The organism is Pseudacidovorax intermedius (assembly GCF_003350475.1).
In the GTDB taxonomy this organism is placed as follows: Bacteria; Pseudomonadota; Gammaproteobacteria; order Burkholderiales; family Burkholderiaceae_C; genus Xenophilus; species Xenophilus intermedius.
In genome coordinates this window covers 1-18,519 of the sequence record NZ_QQAV01000013.1, presented here as the reverse complement: position 1 = coordinate 18,519, position 18,519 = coordinate 1, and the positions used below count along the sequence as shown (strand labels likewise).

Genomic DNA, 18,519 nt, shown 5'->3' with positions numbered 1-18,519 from the left:
CGTGCAGCGGCTTCAGGCGTTCGGCAACGCGTGATGGCACCATCGATCTGCGGGGCCATGTGCGCGCTCGCTGAGCACCCCTGTGCGGCTGCTGGATTGAGGGACGCTGCGGCTCAGAGCTGCAGCACGATCTTCTGCCCGCAGGCGCGCGAGCAGCAGCTCATCATCTTGCGGTTCGCCTCGCGCTCGGCGCGGGTGAGCACACGGTCGCGGTGGTCGATCTCGCCGTCGACCACGGCCACCTCGCAGGAGCCGCACAGGCCTTCCTCGCAGTCGCTCTGGACGTCGATGTTGGCGGCGCGCAGGGCCTGGAGCAGCGTCTGGTCGGGCCGCACGGCGATGGTCAGGCCGGAGTCCTTCAGCTCGGCTTCGAAGCCATGTTCCTGGCTCGGGTCCAGCGTGCCCAGGGTGGAGGCGAAGTGCTCCACGCGCAGGCTGTCCTCCGGCCAGTGGGCGGCACGGGCGGCCAGCGCGTCGAGCAGGCGCGTCGGGCCGCAGGCATAGACCTGCGTGCCAGGCGTCGGCACGCGCAGCAGCTCGGCCAGGTCCAGCCGCCCGCCTTCGTCGCCGACATGCAGGTGCAGCCGTTCGCCGTGCAGCGCCCGCAGCGCGTCCACCATGGCCATGGTGCTGCGTCGCCGACCGCAGTAGTGCAACTCGTACGGAATGCCCAGCGCCTGCGCCCGCCGCGCCATCGCGCTGATGGGCGTGATGCCGATGCCGCCGGCGACCAGCACCAGGCCCTGCGCGCCTTCATCGAGCCGGAAGTGGTTGCGCGGCCCGCGGATGCGCAGGCGGGCGCCTTCGCGGGCATGGGCATGCATCCAAGCCGAGCCGCCCCGGCTCTCTGCCTCCAGCAGCACGGCGATCTCGAAGGCACGGGCATCGTCCGGGTCACCGCACAGCGAATACTGGCGCGACAGCCCGGTGTCGCCGCATTCCACGTCGATGTGCGCGCCGGGCGACCAGCGGGGCAGGGTGCCGCCATCGGCGGCCACCAGGCGCAGGCGCAAGATGCCCTCGGCCACCGGCTCGGCGCGCTCGACCACCACGGGCCGCGTCAGCGCATGGCCCGTGGGCTCGCCGATGCGCACTGGCGCGCGCTCGCCATCGCGGGCGCCCGGATCGCGGCGCTCGGGGTTGGCCGTTGGGTCCCATTCCACCCACAGGTGTTCGGGGCCGCGGAAGGAGGTGTTGGGCACGTAGCTGAACTGCTGCTCGGCCAGCCGCATGTGCGGCAGCCGGCGGGTGAACTCCTCCAGGAAGACCTGCATCTCCATGCGCGCCAGGTTCTTGCCCATGCACTGGTGCGAGCCGTAGCCGAAGGTCAGGTGGTCGCTGGCGTTGTCACGGCGGATGTCGAACAGGTCGGCATCGGCGAAGTGACGCTCGTCATGGTTGGCGGACGAGGTGACGATCAGCAGCTTGCTGCCCGCCGGAATGGCGATGCCGCCGACGCTCACGTCCTTCGTGGCCAGGCGGCGCCAGGCGGCGACCGAGCCGTTGTGGCGCAGGCATTCCTCCACGGCGTTGGGGATCAGGCCGGGGTCTTCGCAGATCTCGCGCCAGGCGCTGGGATGCTGCAGCAGCAGCTTCATCGCATTGGCGGTGGCGTTGGCCGTGGTCTCGTGGGCGGCGACGATGCCGGCCATCATCATCGAGTGCAGGTAGGAGTCGGTGACGACCTCCGGCAGTTGCTTCTGCATGCGGATGCCGTACTGCATCCAGCCCGGCGCGTCGGGATTGGCGCGCATCTTGTCGAGCACCTGGCCGGCGTACTGCCAGAAGTTGCCGACGGCATGGGCGACCGCTACCTGTTCCTCCGGCTTCGGCCGGCCCCAGGTGTTGACCGTGTGGGCGATGGAGTACTGGCGCAGCGTGTCCATGTCCTCCTCGGGCACGCCCAGGAAGTGCAGGGCGACGGTGAGCGGCACCTCCCACAGCATCTGGTCCACCAGGTCCGCGCGGCCGTCGTCGATGAAGCGGTCCACGTACTCGCGCGCCAACTGTCGCACCAGCGGCTCGTGGTGCTTGAGGTGCTCGGGCGTGAAGGGCTCCATCAGCGCGCGTCGGCGCGGCATGTGGGCGGGCTCGTCCTCGTTGACCAGTGTGCGGTTGAGAGCGAAGCCGTAGCTGGCCAGCACCGCGTTGGCCTCAGGCCCGGTGGGCGTGATCTTCTCCAGCGCGATGGACGGGCTGAAGGTGAGGTTGTCGCGAAAGATGGCCTTGATGTCCTCGTAGCGCGTCACCACCCAGTAGCCCAGCAGCGGGCTGTAGAAGACGGGCTCCTGCTCCCGGGCCCAGCGGACGTACTCGGGCGGGTCCTGCTGGTAGCCGTCGCTGAATGGGTCGAAGGCGGCCGCGGCATGGCTGACGGGGCAGCCATTGGGCGCCGAGGGGGCGGGCGCGGCGCCGTGGGCGAAGGGGCAGCCGCCGGTGGGCACGGAAGCGGGGGCGGCGGCGGTCGAGGCGGTCATTCGGCAACTCCGGAAAGCGAAACGCCCGCGCCATCCCTGGAGATGGCGCGGGCGTCGGTGGAGGATCAGTCGAGCGTGATGTTCAGATCGCGGATCAGCTTGTGCCAGCGCGCGTTCTCGCCCTTGAGCAGTTCGGCGAACTGCGCGGGCGTGTTGCCGACCGGCTCGACGCCGAAGTCGATCAGTTTCTTGTGCACATCGGGCGCGTTGATGGCGGCCACCACCTGCTTGTTGAGCGCGTTGACCGCGTCGGCCGGGGTGGCCGCCGGCACGACCAGGCCGACCAGCGCGGCGGCCTCGACGTTCTTGAAGCCGAGCTCGGCGAAGGTCGGCACATCGGGCAACTGGGGCAGGCGCGTGGCGTTGGCCACGGCCAGCGCGCGCACCTTGCCGCCCTTGATGAAGCCGGCACCGGCCGCCAAGTCCACCATCATGGCAGGCACCTGGCCGCCCGCCACGTCGGCCAGGGCCGGGGCGGCGCCGCGGTAGGGCGCATGGGTCATCTTGAGGCCGGCCTCGGCAGTTCCATCGCCAGGTGGTGCGGGCTGCCCGCGCCGGCCGACGCGAAGTTGATGCCCTGCGGATTGGCCTTGACCTGGGCGATGAATTCCTTGGCGTCCTTGGCCGTGACGCTGGGGCTGACGACCAGGATCATCGGGAAGCGGCCCATCAGCGTGACGGGCGCCAGGTCCTTGCCGGGGTTGTAGCTCAGGCTCTTGTAGAGAACGGGGTTGAAGACCAGCGTGCCGTTGTCGGCCGAGAGCATGGTGTAGCCGTCCGGCTGCGAGCGCACCACGTCGGCGGCGGCGATGGCGGTGTTGCCGCCCGGCTTGTTCTCGACCACCACCGGCTGACCGGTCTGCGTCGACAGCTGCTGGCCAATGGTACGGGCCAGGAAGTCCGACCCGCCGCCCGCCGGATACGGCACCAGCCAGCGCATCTGCTTGGACGGGTAGGCGGCCTGCGCCTGGGCCGAGGCGACGGGTGCCAGCAGCGGCAGCGCCATCAGGCAGGAAGCCAGAAGCTTCTTCATGGGAAAGTCTCCAGAACTTGACGCCCGACAAGGCGTCTTCGGGTTTTTGATAGGCGTAATTTTGGTACGCATTGCGTAATCTCGCGGATCGGGTTAACCCCATTCCCTCGCGCACCATGCCTCGCCGACCTTCGCCCTTGCCCGATTCCCCTGTTCCCGAAGCCGATGGCGCCACCGCCGGCTCGGCCGAGGCCGAAGCCCCCGCGCGTGCCCGCGAGCGCCGCCAGCGCGTGCAGTCCGCCGAAACCGGCATGGCCGTGCTCAAGGGGCTCGCGCGCCTGGGCGGGCGGGCCAGCCTGACGGCCCTGGCCGCCCACGTGGGAGAAAGCCCGGCCAAGGTCCACCGCTACCTGGCCAGCCTGGTCGAAGAGGAACTGGTGACGCAGGACAGCGGCTCGCAGCACTACTTCCTGGGGGCGGCGGCCATCCAGATCGGCGTGGCCGCCATGCGCCAGGCCGACCCGCTTCGGCTGGCCGAGCCCGCACTGGTGCACCTGCGCGAGTCGCTCGAAGTGACCTGCTTCCTGGCGGTGATGGGCAACAAAGGGCCGACCATCGTCCGCTTCGAGGAGCCCGGCCTGCCGATCACCGTCAATGTGCGCGTGGGCTCGGTGCTGCCGCTGCTGTGGTCAGCCACGGGTCGTGCCTTCCTGGGGTGGCTGGGCGACGAGGCGCGCGTGCGTGCGCTGGCCGAGGCGGAACTCGCGCAGGCCGATGGGCGGCATCGGGCCTCGCTCGCGGCCGAACGACCCATCGCGCAGCTGTGCGAGTCCGTGCGGGCCGCCGGCTGCGCCTGGGTGCGCGATACCAACCTGCCGGGCATCAGCGCCATCGCGGCGCCCCTGTTCGACCATGCCGGCCGGGTGCGGGCGGTGATCACGGCGCTGGGCGCCACAGGCGGGTTCGATCCCGACCCCGAGGGGCGGGTGGGCCTGGCCTTGCGCGAGGCCGCGTCTGCCGCCAGCCGCCGCCTGGGCCATGGAGCGGCCGCCGTCTGAGCCGCGGCGTTGTCTGGCGCACAGGGACGGCGCGGGCTGGTGAGCGTCCCGCGATGAAGGCTCAGGCCGTGCTGGCCGTGTTGGCCGTGCGGCTGCTCGCGCCGAGGTCGCGGCGAGGGTCGAATCCGGCCGTCGCCCTGGCGAGCTGCTCGTAGGCCGCACGCGCCGCCGCGCTGTCGGCCGGCGCGACGGCGATCGAAAGCACCAGGTACAGGTCGCCACCCAGCCCGCGGCCCTTCAGCCGCAGCTTCATGCCCGCACGCGCCGCAGCCGGCACCTTCACCTGCCCGGTGCCGCCGCCCGGCAGCGGCACCTCCACCTCGGCACCCAGCGCGGCTTCCGCGGGCGTCACGGGCAGATCCATGACCAGGTCGCGCCCCTCGACGCGGTAGAGCGGGTGCGGCGCGATCCGCACCTCCAGGTACAGGTCACCGGCCGGCTCACCGCCGATGCCCGGCATGCCCTGGCCCGCCAGGCGGATCTGCTGCCCGGGCCGCACCCCGCGCGGCACGCGCACCTGCAGCGTGCGGGTCACCGGCCGGGGCCGCCCGCCAGCGTCGATCTCCACCGCCCGCAACTGGATCTCGCGCTCGCCCCCGGCCAGGGCGAATTCCAGCGGGACCTCAATGGCGGCATGGCGGTCCTCGCCCGTCGCGCCGCGGGCACGTCGCCCGGCACCGCCGCCCGCAGGCCCGGCGCCGAACAGGTCGGAAAAGAAGGCGCCGAGGTCCGGCGCTTCGGCACCGGCGCCCGGGCCGCCGCTGCGGAAGAAGCTGAAGCCGTCCTCCCAGCCCGGCGGCGGCGCGAAGCCGTTGCCGGGCCCCATGGTCGCGCCGCGGCGCAGGCGCTCGGCCATCGCGTCGTATTCGGCGCGCCTGGCCGCGTCGCCGAGCACCTCGTGGGCCTCGTTGATCTCGCGCATGCGGGTCTGCGCGTCGGCTTCCTTGCTGACGTCGGGGTGGTATTTGCGCGCAAGGCGGCGGTAGGCCTTGCGGATCTGGTCGGCGGTGGCGTCGGGCGCCACGCCCAGCGTGTCGTAGTGGTTCTTCGAAGCGTCCATGGCGTTGCGTGTCCCAGGTTCGTGGATGCGCAAGGCCCGGGCCGTGCCGGGCCTTGCGTCGCCGGACGCCCAAGGCGTGCCGCGCAGACGGCGCGGCGCTGTGGGGGCCCGCCACGTCGCTGGTCCTGCACGCGTTGCGCGCCAGGCGATGCTGACCCCCAGGTGCAGTCCTGGCCCGATATTTGCAAGGGGGGCCGCATCGACGACGACGCTCAGCCGAAGACGACCCGGTTGCGCCCCTGCGCCTTGGCTGCGTACAGGCGTTCGTCCGCCGTTCTCAGCACCGCCTCCACGTCGTCGTCCGGGCCCTGCCATTCGGCAACGCCGAGCGACAGGGTGCCAGCCTGCCCATCGGGCGCCGCCGACTCGGCCGCACGGCGCCGCAGCGACTCGGCGATGGCCACCGCCTCGGTCAGGGCCGTGCCAGGCAGCAGCAGGGCGAACTCCTCGCCCCCGATGCGGCAGGCCAGGTCCTCGGGCCGCAGGCCTTCCGCCATGAGACCCGCCAGCTGGCGCAGATGGGCATCGCCCGCGTTGTGGCCGAAGCGATCGTTGACCTGCTTGAAGAAGTCGATGTCGAGCAGCACCACGCAGAAGGGGGTCTCACCCTCGGTCAAGACGGCCAGGCTGAAGTCGAACTGCCGGCGGTTGCCCAGGCCGGTCAGCGGATCGGTAGCGGCGTCCTTCTGCAGCCGGCGGAGGTTGCCGTCGAATACGCCCAGGCCCCGCAGCATGGCCTTCTTCAGCTGGGCTGCTTCCAGGTACCACGACGAGATCGAGCGCAGCCGCGCATCGGACTCGCCGGGCCGGTAGCTCGCCGCCGTGGCGGCCAGCGCATGGAGCGGGCTGGCGATCTTGAGGGCGAAGGCCCAGACCAGCAGCAGCGCCACCGCCGCAAGCGGCAGCGTCCACTCCATCACCTGTCGCATCAACGCACCGATGGGGGCCAGCGTGGCCGACAGCGGCCGTTGAACGACGATGCCCCAGCCCGTCGTGGGCACGATGGAATAGCCGGCAACCATCTCCACGCCCCGCGAGTTGACGAGCACCTCGCTGCCGGAGACCCCCTGGACGATGCGATCCGCCGCCGGGTTGATGCCCATGACGGAGCCGACCCGCTGCGTCTCGGGGTGATACAGGATGCGCCGCTCGCGGTCCACCACGTAGAGGTAGGAACCATCGTGGTAGTAGTGCGTGCCCAGCAGCTTGTTCAGCGCGCTCTGCTGCCGCAGGTAGATCGCGCCCAGGATCACGCCCTTGCGCGCGCCGTCCGCGGCCACGATGGGCTGCGAGACCAGCACCAGCATGTTGCCGCTGGGTGCGAGGTAGGGCGCGCTGACCCGCGGCCCGGCCGCCTCCAGGGCCTGCGTGGCCTGCGGCGTGTGCAGCAGCGAGCCGCGCAGGTTGAGCTGCGGGGGCGAATCGGCCAGAACCCGCCCCGCGCTGTCGGCGATCACCACCGAATTGAGGCTGTCGGTCTGCAGATGCAAGCGCCGGGCTTCGGCGTCCACGCGTCGGGTGTCGTTCAGGGCCGGGGCCACCTGGCTGGCGGCGTAGGCCATCTGCTGCAGCACGCCCTTGAAGTAGTCGTCGGTGCTGCTGGCAAGCTTGTTCGCATAGGCCAGGTTGGATTCGAGCGACTGCGCGATCAGTTGCTGACGCTGCACCTTGTAGCTGGCGTAGAAGGTGGCCAGCAGCGAGACCACCGCACTGGACGTGGTCAGCGCAATGATCAAGTGCCTCAGGTTGACCACCAGGGGCCAACGACGGCGGACGGATTTCATGAAGGCTGGTATCAACCGCCCGTGGCGTCAGAAAAAGTCAACTCATCGTTAATGTAGGCGCAATGACAAGTGCGCCGCGCACAACAGGCGCCGCCGCCGCGTGTCAGGCGACAGCGGCGATGCTGCCGTCGGCGGCCCGCAACGCGCGCACGCCCCAGCGGCCATCCGCGGCGCGATCGAAACGCAGCGGCTGCGCGTTGCCCAGCACCGCCGCATCCACGGTCACGTTCAGCAGCGCAGCCAGCACGTACAGGGTGCCGCCGTGGGCCACGACGAGCACGGGCGCCGGCTCCTGCAGGGCGGCGTCCAGGGCGGCACGCTTGCGGTCGACGAACTGAGCCAGCGTCTCGCCGCCTTCGGGGGCGCAGGCCCAGTCGATGTCCACCGACGAGGTGCCCACGAGGCAACCGAAGTGCCGCTCGCGCAGCACCTCGCGCGCCACCGGGGTGAGCTTGAGCGGCGCGGCCACGGTGTGGGCCGTGTCGAAGGCCCGACGTGCGTCGCTGCAGACGATGCTGCGGATGGGCTCGTTCGCGAGCACGGCGGCGGCGAGCGCGGCCTGCTGCAGGCCGAGATCCGACAGCGGTTCGTCATAGGACTGGAAGATCCGCAGCGCATTGCGCGGCGTCTGGCCGTGGCGAAGGAAGTAGAAGTGGTCGACGGCCGGGTCCAGGGGCGTGGCCGAGGCCAGCTGGATCAATTGCGCCAGGCCCTTGGCATGCTGGGTGAGTTGGGGTGCGGGATGGGTCATGGGACGGGTCGGGGTGGCGGGGCCGGCGCCGATGGGCGGCGCAGACGCGTTCAGAACTTGGGAATGCGCAGCGTCTTGCTGATCATCAATGTGCCCGACAAGGCATACAGCAATGTGAAGGCATGCAGCGTCCACGGCCCGATCTCCCAGCTGCCGCCCCACAGCGCGCCGCCCAGGCGGTCCTGCGCCGCGGCCCAGGCCAGCAGCCCCACCAGCACCACGCTGGTGGGAATGGGCGTGCCTTCGAAGTAGCGCACCTTGTCGCCGCCTTCGGACAGCGTTTCGGCCGTGACGTTATAGCGGGCCAGCCGGCTCACGCCGCAGCACACGAAGTACAGCAGCACCACCGCGTCCCAGCCGCCGCGCAGGCCGGCCGCGAAGCCCAGGGCAGCGGGCGCCACGCCGAAGGAAATCACGTCCGCCAGCGAGTCCAGCTCGCGGCCCAGCGCGGAATGGGTCTGCCGCCAGCGCGCGATGCGGCCGTCGAAGATGTCGAGCACGAAGGCGGCCGGTGCCAGCACGGCGGCCGCATAGAAATGCCGCACATCGCCGCTGGCGACATAGGCCATGGCCAGCAGCACCAGGCCCATGCCGCAGGCGGCGTTGCCCAGGGTGAAGAAGTCGGCCAGATGGAAGCCGCGGATCATCGAGAAATGCCGCCGGCGTGCGGAAGCGTCGACGGAAGAGACGTGGGTGGACATGGTGCGTTCACTCCTGGAAAGGGCTGGAAGACCGCATCACCCTAGCCGGCGACAGCGGCGGCCAATGTAGTCTGCCGTCCGGTTCCGGCCGCGGCGAGCCTCGCAAAGCGGCCCAGCAGGCTGGCGGCCTCAGGCGTGGGCCGCACCTGTGACGCCACCGCCGCGGGGTCGTCGAGGTGGGGCGCCTGCGCCTGGACGTAGCCCTGCATCGCCTCGGCATCGAACTCCGGGTGGAACTGCACGCCCCAGGCACAGCGGCCGATGCGGAAGGCCTGGTGCGGCTCGTGCGCGTTGGACGCCAGCGGCACGGCGCCGGGCGGAAGCTGCAGCGCACTCTGACGATGAATGACCTGGACAGGAAACTGCTCCGGCAGGCCGGCGAACAGAGGGTCGTCCTGCGCGTGGGACACCAGCCGCAGCGGCACGGTGCCGATCTCCAGCCCGCCCGGGTGGAAGTCCACTTGGCCGCCCATGGCGTGGGCCAGCAGTTGATGGCCGTAGCAGATGCCCAGCACGGGCACCTCGGCCTCCACGCAACGCGCCAGCCAGGCGGCCGTTCGCTCGCTCCAGGGCGCGCGGTGCGAGACCATTTCATGGGAGCCGGTGACGACGACGCCGCGCAGCATGCCCGGCTCGGGCAGGAGGCCGCCATCGCGCGGATCGCAGACCTGGATCTCGCCGGCATCGACGCCGAGGCCGCGAGCGATCCAGTCGTCGAAATCGCCCCGCTTGGCGCGCAGCGCGTCGAGCGTGCTGCCGGTCTTGACGATGAGCAGCGGCCGGGAATCGGCCGAGAGCGGGGAGGGGGAGGATGCAGGGGAGGAGAGGGCGGCACCAGCGGAAGTCATCCGCCGATCATGCCGCAGTGCGGCGGCATCCGGTGCCGGATGGCCCGGCGTCGCGCCGAGCCATGGGTGGGCCACTCAGCGCAGGCCGAAGAAGGAGAGCACGGCAGCGATGACGACGACCAGACCGACGATGTAGATGATGGTGTTCACGGAGGAGCTCCTCGAATTGCGATGGAATGCAGTGTGGGCCGGTCGGACGGCCGTCCGCCGTCGGACGGCCCAGGGGCCCGGTGTAGGAAGCCCGTCCGCGTTGTGAGGGAATTCGGCCCATCGGCCGGCCGCAATCGAGGCGTCAAAAGGGGGCAGCACGGCTTTCGGCCACGGGGCCCGCAGCCTGCACCAGGTGCGCCGCCACGCGCTCGACGGCCTCGTCGCGCGCGGACGAGACCACGGCCCGGCGTGCATCGGTCGGCCGCCACTCCGGATGCGCCCGCGCCACGCGCGTGGCCTGGACGGCGGCGCGCAGGGCATCGGACCGCTCGGGTGACACGGCGGCGGTTGCGGTGTCGACGGCCGCCGTGCCCACCGCGCCATGCCCGCGCGCCTCGAGCGCCCGCACCAGGGCCAACTGGCGCTCTGCCAGCACGTACAGCACGGTGTCCTCCACGGTCAGTGCCTGCTGCCCGCGCAGGCGTCCGGCCAGGCGGCGGCCCAGCGGGCCGAGCCCCTGGGCCAGCGCACCGCCCACGGTGCCGCCCAGCAGGGCGCCGGCCCCCAGCGACAGCCCGCCCACCGCCAGATCGGCCGCGGCGCCCAGCACCGCGCCCACCGCCGCGCCCTGGCCCAGGCGCAGCCCCGCCTGACGCAGCAGCTCGGGGTTGAACAGGTCCATCCCTTCGAGGCCTTCCAGCTGCGGCAGCGGCGGCTCCGCCGCGTCGCCGGACCGGAAGCCATACAGCCTGAGCAACGCCGCGGTGTTGCCGCGCACCTCGTCCTGCAAGGTGGCGCGCAGGGCCTCCACCTCGGCGGCGCGGCGCTGCGGATCGGCCAACTGCGCCGTCGGCACCACCCGCTGCAACGCGGCGCACGACACCAGCGTGCCCGCCACGGCATGGCAGGCGCCGGCATGCCGGGCGGCGGCTTCGGCCAGGAGATGCGCGGCCACGGCCCGCAGCGCTTCGCGGCGTGCGGGCAGCAGGGTGCCGAGGTCGTGGTACAGATCGCGCTCGGCACCGGTGAAGGGCGCGGCGGCGTCGAATCGCACCACGGCATGCAGGCCGGCGTCGGACAGCATGGCGCGCCACTGTGGCTCCCGGCTGGCGCCATGGGCGATGAAGTTGAGCACCGGCAGCACGGGCCGGGCACAGGCGCCCAGCAGTTCGACCTCGTCGCGGTACTTGGGCAGCACCGGCTCGCGCGTGTCGATCACCAGGAAGGCGGCATCGGCATCGAGCAGCAGGCGCAGCACCTTCGCCTCCTGCTCGAAGGCGGCCTGCGCCTCGGGGCCCTGCAGGAAGGCCCGGATGCGGGCGGGCCGGCTGTCGCCGGGCAACTGCGACACGTGGGCCAGCAGCGTGACGGCGTCCTCCAGGCCCGGCGTGTCGTGGAAGCGCACGACCGGCGTGCCGTCGATGCGCAGGTCCACCTGCTCCACGTGGCGGGTGGTGCCGGGCCGGTCGGAGACCTCGCCGAAGTCGACCCGCCGCGTCAGGGTGCGCAGCAGCGAGGTCTTGCCGACATTGGTGTGGCCCACCACGGCGATGCGCAGCGGCGGCGCGTCGGGGCCGGTGCCTGCGGCGCGGTCCAGGGCGGTCGACGGGGGCATGGCGGCGGTCATCGGGGTGCCTCCGGCGTCGCCGGTCCAGACGCAACGTCCGCCAGGGCGGACTGCCAGTGCGGATGGCAGGCGACGAGCGCATCCAGGCCAGTGTCATGCAGCCACCGCGGCCAGCGGGCCCGCTGCGCTTCGTCCGCCTGGTCGGCATCGACCAGCCAAAGGTGCAGCGAAGCGGTCAGGGGCAGCAACTCGCGCAGCAGGCGTTCGGTGCCGCGGTCGGGGCTCGCCGTGGCCTGGCAGGCCACCACCAGCCGCCGCGGTCGCCAAGTGGCCACCTGCTGAACGGCGGCGCCGCGGGCTGCGGCGCTGCCATCGCAGGCCCATGCCCGGACGTCGTGCGGCAGATCGGCCGGCGGCCAGGGCTGCTCGGGTGGGAGTTCGAAGGCCAGCAGCACGGGGGCGCCCGGCGCATCGCCGGCGGGCCGGGGCAGGCCGGCGCCATGTCCGGGCACCGGCTCGGCGTCGACCACCCGGGCGGGTGCCAGGGCATCCAGCCGCGCCTGCAACTGCCGGTAGTAGGGCAGGGTGAAGTCGGGCTGCAACCAACGGCGCCGTGCCCGCCACAGGACAGCGCACCACAGGGCGCACAGCAGCCGCGGCAGCAGGCCATAGACGAGCACGCAGCCCACCAGCCACCAGGCCAGCACCGCCTGGCCCGCCGCATCGGGCGGGGCGGCGGGATCGCCCGCGGCACGAATCAACGCGGCGTCCGGCACCGGAAAACCCAGGAGGCCGGGCAGCCATGCCATCGCATCGATGGCCCGGGCAAAGCCGGCGGGATCGAGCAGCGTCGTCTCCCAGCCCAGCGTGTAGCGGCGGAAGGCCAGGGCGGACAGCAGCGCTGCGATGGCGACGCCGAAGCCGATGGCCCACAGCAGGTGGCTGGCCAGGCCCAGCAGCCAGGGCAGCAGCCGCGCCCGCTGCAGCAACTGGACGCCGGCCTGCAGCAGCGCAGCGCCCTCGCGTCCGCGGCCCAGGGCCGTGCGCGCGGTGAGGGCCAGCCACAGCCGGCCAGCCAGGGCGCCGTCCCGGCCGCGGCCCGGCACCAGCAGCGCCGCCAGCCAGGCCAGCAGCGACAGGCCATGCAGGCCCAGCAGGCCCGCCAGCGAGGCGACGACGTTGATGCGGCGCTCTTGCGCATCCACCACCGCGCCCGCCAGCCCCAGGCCGGCCACCACCATGAGCGCGGCGAGGCCCAGCAGCACCAGGGGGGCCAGGTCGCGGGCGCGGGCCAGCCGGCCGGGCAGACCAAGGCGCTCGGCCAGCAGGCGGGCCCGCTGCACGAGCGGCCAGGGTGCGGGTTCGGGCGCATGGGCGAGCTGGCGCAGCACCGACTGGTCTTCCAGCAGGCCGTCGGACTCGATGCGCCGGATCGCCTCGGTCGTGAGCGCATCGGCGAAGGACAGGGGGGCAGGCGAGAGGCTCAAGAGGGAAGGCGCGGCAGCAGCCGGCAGCTCGGCGAGGGGCGGGACATGGGCTCTATTGTCCCCGGCGGCCGACGTCTGACGGTCGGCTGACCGTTCATTTGCCTGCCCCCCGGCCCGCTGATAGCCTCGCTCGCCATGCGAATCCTGCTGGTCGAAGACGATGCCGTGCTCAGTGGCGTGATGTGCCGCAGCCTGGGCGACACAGGCCACGCGGTGGCCCTGGCCGCCACCGTCGAGGAAGCCGATGCGCAGTGGTCCAACGGCGGTTTCGACGCCGTGCTGCTCGACCTGAACCTGCCCGAGAACACCCGCCCCGACAGCGGCCTGGGCAGTGGCCTGCTGGCCCTGCGCCGCGCCCGGGCCCGCGGCGACCGCACGCCCGTCATGGTGCTGACGGCCCGCAACCGGACCGACGAGCGCGTCATCGGCCTGGATTCCGGGGCCGACGACTACCTGGGCAAGCCCTTCGATCCTGGCGAGCTCGAAGCGCGTCTGCGCGCGCTGGTGCGCCGTGCCGAAGGCGCGAAGGACGTGGTGGCCGTGGGCCGCCTGCAGCTGGACCGCCGTGCCCGGCGCTTTCGCATCGACGGCGAGCCGCTGGACCTGCCGGCGCGCGAATTCGGCCTGCTCTGGGCCCTGATGAGCCCGCCCGGCCAGGTCCTGGCCAAGCGCGAACTGGCCCGCAAGCTGGCCGAGGAGGCGGACGGCCCGCTCAGCGACAACGCGCTGGAGGCCTTCGTCTCCCGCCTGCGCAAGCGGCTGGTGGACAGCGGCGTCGGCGTGCGCACCCTGCGCGGCATCGGCTACCGGCTGGAAGCCGACACCGCCTGAGCGGCACCGGCGCCTGTGGCGCATCCATGAAAAAAGCGGCCCCACGAGGCCGCTTTCGTCTTGATGGGGCCGAGGAAGCCCCGTCCGCCGATCAGCGCTTGCTGTCGTCCTTGATCTGCGGCAGCTCCGTGCCCTCGGGCTTGGCCAGCAGGCCGGCCTGCACGTAGGTGGCCAGCTTGGCGCGGGTGTCGACGATGTCGAGGTTGCGCATGGTCAGCTGGCCGATGCGGTCGGCGGGGGAGAAAGGCGCGTCTTCCACCTTCTCCATCGACAGGCGCTCGGGCGCGTACGTCAGGTTGGGCGACTCGGTGTTCAGGAGCGAGTAGTCGTTGCCGCGGCGCAGTTCCAGCGTCACCTCGCCGGTGATGGCGCGGGCCACCCAGCGCTGGGCGGTTTCGCGCAGCATGATGGCCTGCGGGTCGAACCAGCGGCCCTGGTAGAGCAGGCGGCCCAGTTTGAGGCCGTTGACGCGGTACTGCTCGATGGTGTCCTCGTTGTGGATGCCGGTCACCAGCCGCTCGTAGGCGATGTGCAGCAGTGCCATGCCGGGGGCCTCGTAGATGCCGCGGCTCTTGGCTTCGATGATGCGGTTCTCGATCTGGTCGCTCATCCCCAGGCCGTGGCGGCCGCCGATGCGGTTGGCCTCTTCCATCAGGGCGACCAGGTCGTCGTAGGTCTTGCCGTTGAGGGCGACCGGGCGGCCTTCCTCGAAGCGCACGCGCACCTCTTCGGCCTTGACCTCGACCTCGGGCTTCCAGAAAGCCACGCCCATGATCGGGTTGACGATGCGGATGCCGCTGGACAGCAGTTCCAGGTCCTTGGCCTCGTGCGTGGCGCCCAGCATGTTGGAGTCGGTGCTGTAGGCCTTCTCGACCGACATCTTGTAGTCGAAGCCGTTGGCGATCAGGAACTCGCTCATCTCCTTGCGGCCGCCCAGCTCGTCGATGAAGGTCTGGTCCAGCCAGGGCTTGTAGATCTTCAGGCCCGGATTGGTCAGCAGGCCATAGCGGTAGAAGCGCTCGATGTCGTTGCCCTTGAAGGTCGAGCCGTCGCCCCAGATGTTGACGTCGTCTTCCTTCATGGCGGCCACCAGCATGGTGCCGGTCACGGCGCGGCCCAGCGGCGTGGTGTTGAAGTAGGTCACGCCGCCGGTGGAGATGTGGAAGGCATTGGACTGCAGGGCGGCGATGCCCTCGGCCACCAGTTGCTGGCGGCAGTCCACCAGGCGGGCCTTCTCTGCGCCATAGGCCAGCGCCTTGCGCGGGATCTCGTCGTAGTCGGGCTCGTCGGGCTGGCCGAGGTTGGCGGTGTACGCATAGGGCTGGGCGCCCTTCTTCTTCATCCACAGCAGGGCGGCGCTGGTGTCCAGGCCGCCGGAGAAGGCGATGCCGACCTTCTGGCCGGTGGGGAGGGATTGCAGGATGGTGCTCATGTGCGTCGGAAGGAAGCGTCGTCGTATCGGTTGCGGCGCGGGCCGCGAACCCGCGATTGGACCATAGGGAGGCGCCCGCGGCGTCAGCGCGGCAGCACGAGCCGGCAGCTGTCGCCGCCGGCCTCGCGCCACACGCGCACGGCCGACACGGGCAGCTGGCGCTCGCGCAGCGCGGTGGCGATGTAGGCGCAGAGGTTCTCCAGCGTGGGCGTGCCCAGGCCAGGGACTTCGTCGAGCAGGTGGTGGTCGAGCGTCTGGCGCAGCGTCTCGATCTCGGCGCGCAGCACGGCCAGGTCGACCACCATCCCTGTGGCGGCGTCGCGCGCGCCCTGCACGCTCACCTCGGCGTGGTAGGTGTGGCCGTGCACGCGCAGGCTGCTGGCCGTGTCGTGCGCCCGCCGCAGCGTGTGAGCGGCGTCGAAGAAGAAGCGCTGCGACAGCTCGAATTCGAATTCCATGGCCGTGCTCACCGGATGCCGATCACCTTGTGCGTCTGCGTGCTCAGGCGCCATTGCGGGCGCTGAAGGCAGACGTCGATGCACGCGCGGGTGTGGGCGGCGCGCTGCGGGTCGTCCAGTGGCTGCAGGTAGTGCCGGCCGAAGTCCAGCGCCTCCATCTGGGCCAGGTCGATGCCGGCCTGCGGCCACACCAGCTTGAGTTCGTCGCCGCGGCGCTGCACCAGCGCATTGCCGGCCTTGGGGCTGACGCAGATCCAGTCGATGCCTTTGGGGGCGGGCAGGGTGCCGTTGGTTTCGATGGCGATGGCGAAGCCGCGCGCATGCAGGGCGGCCACCAGGGCATCGTCCACCTGCAGCAGCGGCTCGCCGCCGGTCAGCACGACGAAGCGGTGATCGTGCGCCGGCGCGGGCCAGCAGGCGGCGACCTGGTCGGCCAGAAGCTCGGCCGTCGCGAACTTGCCGCCGAGCGTGCCGTCGGTGCCCACGAAGTCGGTGTCGCAGAAACGGCACTGGGCGCCGGCGCGGTCCTCCTCGCGGCCGGACCACAGGTTGCAGCCCGCGAAGCGGCAGAAGACGGCCGGGCGCCCGGCCTGGGCGCCCTCGCCCTGGAGGGTGTAGAAGATTTCCTTGACGGCGTAGGCCATGGCGCGGCGCGGCGAAAAAACCGGCGATTGTCGCAGGGCAGCCTCGTTGGGCGGTCGGCCCCGGCGCAGGCCGCGCCTCAGCAGGCCGCGCCTCAGCGCGCCGCGGCTTCCGCCGTCGCCTCGGCCTCGTCGCCGAAATCCTCGCCCAGGAAGCCACCGCTCTGGTGCGCCCACAGGCGCGCATACAGCCCGCCGCGGGCCAGCAGTTCGCGGTGCGAGCCTTCCTCCACCACGCGGCCGGCATCGAGCACGATCAGCCGGTCCATGGCCGCGATGGTCGACAGGCGGTGGGCGATGGCGATCACCGTCTTGCCTTCCATCAGCCGGTTCAGGCTCTGCTGGATGGCGGCCTCCACCTCGGAATCGAGGGCGCTGGTGGCTTCGTCCAGCAGCAGGATGGGCGCGTTCTTGAGCATCACCCGCGCGATGGCGATGCGCTGACGCTGCCCGCCGCTGAGCTTGACGCCACGCTCGCCCACGTGCGCGGCCAGGCCGTGGCGGCCCTGCGGGTCGGTGAGCGTGTCGACGAAATTGGAGGCCTCGGCCCGCTCGGCGGCGGCGCGCACCTCGGCCTCGGTCGCATCGGGCCGGCCGTAGGCGATGTTGTCGAACAGCGAGCGATGCAGCAGGCTGGTGTCCTGCGTGACCATGCCGATGTGGGCGCGCAGGGAATCCTGGGTGACGTGGGCGATGTCCTGCCCGTCGATCAGCACACGGCCGCCTTCCAGGTCGTGAAAACGCAGCAGCAGGTTCACCAGCGTGGACTTGCCCGCGCCGGAGCGGCCGACCAGGCCGATCTTCTCGCCCGGCCGCACGGTGAGGTTCAGGCCGTCGATCACCGTGCGGCCTTGCACGGCCGGCGCCGCCGCACCGGGCAGCAGGGGCGGGCGGTAGCTGAACTTCACGTCCTCGAAGCGCACCTCGCCGCGCTCGACCACCAGGGGCTTCGCATCGGCCGCGTCCACCACGGTGCGCTGCCTGCTCAGGGTGTTGATGCCGTCCTGCACGGTGCCGATGGCCTCGAACAGGCTGGTGGTCTCCCACATGATCCAGTGCGACATGCCCTGCAGGCGCAGGGCCATGGCGGTGGCGGCGGCCACCGCGCCCACGCCCACCGCGCCGCGGCTCCACATCCACAGGCCCACGCCGGCCATGCCGCCCACCAGCAGCATCGACAGGGCATGGTTGACGATCTCGAAGGCGCTCACCAGCCGCATCTGCGTGTAGCCGGTCTTGACGAAGTCCTGCATGGCGGCGCGGGCGAACTGCGCCTCACGCCGGGTGTGGGAGAAGAGCTTGACGGTCGCGATGTTGGTGTAGGCGTCGGTGATGCGCCCGACCATGGCCGAGCGCGCATCCGCCTGCGCCTTGCCGATGCGTCCCAGCCGCGGCACGAAGTACGCCATGGCCAGCAGGTACAGCACCAGCCAGACGACGAAAGGCCAGATCAGCCCGCCCGCGAACACGCCGGCCAGCACCACGATGGTGGCGACGTAGGTGGCCATGGTCACCAGCACGTCGGCCATCACGAAGAGCGTGTCGCGCACCGCCAGCGCGGTCTGCATCACCTTGGTGGTGATGCGGCCGGCGAACTCGTCCTGGTAGAAGGACATGCTCTGGCCCAGCATGAGCCGGTGGAAGTTCCAGCGCAGCCGCATCGGCAGGTTGATGGCCAGCACCTGGTGCTTGACGATGGTCTGCAGCGCCACCACGAACACGCTGGCCGCCAGGGCGACCGCCAGCCAGGTGAGGGCGCCGCCGCGCTCGGCCCACAGTTGCGCGGGTGAGATGCCCGACAGCCAGTCCACCAGCCGGCCCAGCATGCCGAAGAGCAGTGCCTCGAAGGCCGACATGATGGCCGTGAGGAAGGCCAGCGCGGCCACCTTGCCGCGCACGCCTTCGGTGGTGAACCACAGGAAGGCGAAGAAGCCCTTGGGCGGCAGCGAAGGCTCGTTGGGCGGATAGGGCTGAAGCAGTTTTTCGAAGAAGCGGAAGAGCAAGCGTGGTGTCTCCTGGACGAGGCCCGGCACTGTACCGGCGGTGCGGCGACGGCACGACGAGCAGGGATTTGCGGACGGCGCGCGACGGCTTGCAAAGTGCAGTGGCGCACACGGCCATCCGGGCCGTGATGCCTCCCGGCCGTTTGGGCCGAGCCTGTCGAAGCCCTGCACCGCGCTTCGGCCCGCCTGAACGGAATCAGCCAAATCGGGATAGGGGTCCGTCATTGTCGACGGAGCCCCTCCCACACCACCCGGCATGCGGGTCCGCACCGGGCGGTTCGAGCGCTTGAGGTCATGA

The 18,519-nt window shown here is 71.4% G+C and carries 14 protein-coding genes and 1 pseudogene; 2 read left to right on the top strand and 13 right to left on the bottom strand.

Going from position 1 to position 18,519, the window contains the following annotated elements:
- Positions 1 to 113 precede the first annotated feature (113 nt).
- Together DFR41_RS23450 and DFR41_RS23445 are read right to left on the bottom strand one after the other, a co-directional pair.
- Entirely contained in the window at positions 114 to 2,477 is a 2,364-nt protein-coding gene (locus DFR41_RS23450; protein ID WP_114804502.1) for a cytochrome P450/oxidoreductase, read from the bottom strand.
- 65 nt (positions 2,478 to 2,542) lie between these two features.
- Positions 2,543 to 3,510 (bottom strand): annotated as a pseudogene (locus tag DFR41_RS23445) (Bug family tripartite tricarboxylate transporter substrate binding protein).
- Positions 3,511 to 3,626: 116 nt separating this feature from the next.
- Here DFR41_RS23445 and DFR41_RS23440 point away from each other — a divergent pair.
- A complete protein-coding gene (locus tag DFR41_RS23440) occupies positions 3,627 to 4,508 on the top strand; it encodes an IclR family transcriptional regulator (protein WP_114804501.1) in 882 nt (293 codons plus the stop codon).
- A gap of 61 nt (positions 4,509 to 4,569) precedes the next feature.
- Here the strand turns inward: DFR41_RS23440 and DFR41_RS23435 are convergent, their stop codons facing one another.
- From DFR41_RS23435 to DFR41_RS23400, 7 genes are all read right to left on the bottom strand, one after another.
- Positions 4,570 to 5,568 (bottom strand): DnaJ C-terminal domain-containing protein, encoded by a 999-nt coding sequence (locus tag DFR41_RS23435; protein WP_114804500.1) that lies wholly within the window; start codon positions 5,566 to 5,568, stop codon positions 4,570 to 4,572.
- Positions 5,569 to 5,780: 212 nt separating this feature from the next.
- Complete coding sequence (locus DFR41_RS23430) at positions 5,781 to 7,352, bottom strand: GGDEF domain-containing protein (protein WP_114804499.1); 1,572 nt, start codon at positions 7,350 to 7,352, stop codon at positions 5,781 to 5,783.
- Between the two features lie 103 nt (positions 7,353 to 7,455).
- Positions 7,456 to 8,103, bottom strand: a complete 648-nt coding sequence (locus DFR41_RS23425) for a histidine phosphatase family protein (protein ID WP_017759446.1) — start codon at positions 8,101 to 8,103, stop codon at positions 7,456 to 7,458.
- Positions 8,104 to 8,153: 50 nt separating this feature from the next.
- Complete coding sequence (locus DFR41_RS23420) at positions 8,154 to 8,804, bottom strand: CDP-alcohol phosphatidyltransferase family protein (RefSeq protein WP_017759447.1); 651 nt, start codon at positions 8,802 to 8,804, stop codon at positions 8,154 to 8,156.
- 41 nt (positions 8,805 to 8,845) lie between these two features.
- The gene (locus DFR41_RS23415) at positions 8,846 to 9,652 is read right to left on the bottom strand and encodes a glutamine amidotransferase (protein ID WP_114804498.1); all 807 of its coding nucleotides are present in this window, start codon (positions 9,650 to 9,652) and stop codon (positions 8,846 to 8,848) included.
- A 292-nt stretch (positions 9,653 to 9,944) separates the two neighbouring features.
- Positions 9,945 to 11,429: a GTPase/DUF3482 domain-containing protein gene (locus tag DFR41_RS23405; protein WP_244917856.1), complete on the bottom strand. Its 1,485-nt coding sequence runs from the start codon at positions 11,427 to 11,429 to the stop codon at positions 9,945 to 9,947.
- A complete protein-coding gene (locus tag DFR41_RS23400; protein WP_114804496.1) occupies positions 11,426 to 12,856 on the bottom strand; it encodes a DUF2868 domain-containing protein in 1,431 nt (476 codons plus the stop codon). Before DFR41_RS23400 ends, DFR41_RS23405 begins: the two co-directional genes overlap by 4 nt.
- A 135-nt stretch (positions 12,857 to 12,991) precedes the next feature.
- On the opposite strand from DFR41_RS23400, the gene DFR41_RS23395 reads away from it, so the two are divergent.
- Positions 12,992 to 13,687: a response regulator transcription factor gene (locus tag DFR41_RS23395; RefSeq protein WP_017760790.1), complete on the top strand. Its 696-nt coding sequence runs from the start codon at positions 12,992 to 12,994 to the stop codon at positions 13,685 to 13,687.
- Between the two features lie 91 nt (positions 13,688 to 13,778).
- Here DFR41_RS23395 and argG read toward each other — a convergent pair whose 3' ends face one another.
- The 4 genes from argG to DFR41_RS23375 form a co-directional block, all read right to left on the bottom strand.
- Positions 13,779 to 15,119: an argininosuccinate synthase gene (argG, locus tag DFR41_RS23390; protein WP_114804495.1), complete on the bottom strand. Its 1,341-nt coding sequence runs from the start codon at positions 15,117 to 15,119 to the stop codon at positions 13,779 to 13,781.
- Between the two features lie 83 nt (positions 15,120 to 15,202).
- Positions 15,203 to 15,577 carry a 6-carboxytetrahydropterin synthase gene (locus DFR41_RS23385; RefSeq protein ID WP_043119036.1) on the bottom strand — a complete coding sequence of 125 codons (375 nt, stop codon included), beginning with the start codon at positions 15,575 to 15,577 and terminating at the stop codon, positions 15,203 to 15,205.
- 8 nt (positions 15,578 to 15,585) lie between these two features.
- Complete coding sequence (gene queE / locus DFR41_RS23380) at positions 15,586 to 16,221, bottom strand: 7-carboxy-7-deazaguanine synthase (protein ID WP_114804494.1); 636 nt, start codon at positions 16,219 to 16,221, stop codon at positions 15,586 to 15,588.
- Between the two features lie 92 nt (positions 16,222 to 16,313).
- Complete coding sequence (locus DFR41_RS23375; protein WP_114804493.1) at positions 16,314 to 18,221, bottom strand: ABC transporter ATP-binding protein; 1,908 nt, start codon at positions 18,219 to 18,221, stop codon at positions 16,314 to 16,316.
- Positions 18,222 to 18,519: the final 298 nt, after the last annotated feature.

Excerpts from the sequence above, each read along its gene's own strand:
- DFR41_RS23450 (WP_114804502.1), bottom strand. The coding sequence starts at position 2,477 with ATGACCGCCTCGACCGCCGCCGCCCCCGCTTCCGTGCCCACCGGCGGC.
- DFR41_RS23440 (WP_114804501.1), top strand. The coding sequence starts at position 3,627 with ATGCCTCGCCGACCTTCGCCCTTGCCCGATTCCCCTGTTCCCGAAGCC.
- DFR41_RS23435 (WP_114804500.1), bottom strand. The coding sequence starts at position 5,568 with ATGGACGCTTCGAAGAACCACTACGACACGCTGGGCGTGGCGCCCGAC.
- DFR41_RS23430 (WP_114804499.1), bottom strand. The coding sequence starts at position 7,352 with ATGAAATCCGTCCGCCGTCGTTGGCCCCTGGTGGTCAACCTGAGGCAC.
- DFR41_RS23425 (WP_017759446.1), bottom strand. The coding sequence starts at position 8,103 with ATGACCCATCCCGCACCCCAACTCACCCAGCATGCCAAGGGCCTGGCG.
- DFR41_RS23420 (WP_017759447.1), bottom strand. The coding sequence starts at position 8,804 with ATGTCCACCCACGTCTCTTCCGTCGACGCTTCCGCACGCCGGCGGCAT.
- DFR41_RS23415 (WP_114804498.1), bottom strand. The coding sequence starts at position 9,652 with ATGACTTCCGCTGGTGCCGCCCTCTCCTCCCCTGCATCCTCCCCCTCC.
- DFR41_RS23405 (WP_244917856.1), bottom strand. The coding sequence starts at position 11,429 with ATGACCGCCGCCATGCCCCCGTCGACCGCCCTGGACCGCGCCGCAGGC.
- DFR41_RS23395 (WP_017760790.1), top strand. The coding sequence starts at position 12,992 with ATGCGAATCCTGCTGGTCGAAGACGATGCCGTGCTCAGTGGCGTGATG.
- argG (WP_114804495.1), bottom strand. The coding sequence starts at position 15,119 with ATGAGCACCATCCTGCAATCCCTCCCCACCGGCCAGAAGGTCGGCATC.
- DFR41_RS23385 (WP_043119036.1), bottom strand. The coding sequence starts at position 15,577 with ATGGAATTCGAATTCGAGCTGTCGCAGCGCTTCTTCTTCGACGCCGCT.
- queE (WP_114804494.1), bottom strand. The coding sequence starts at position 16,221 with ATGGCCTACGCCGTCAAGGAAATCTTCTACACCCTCCAGGGCGAGGGC.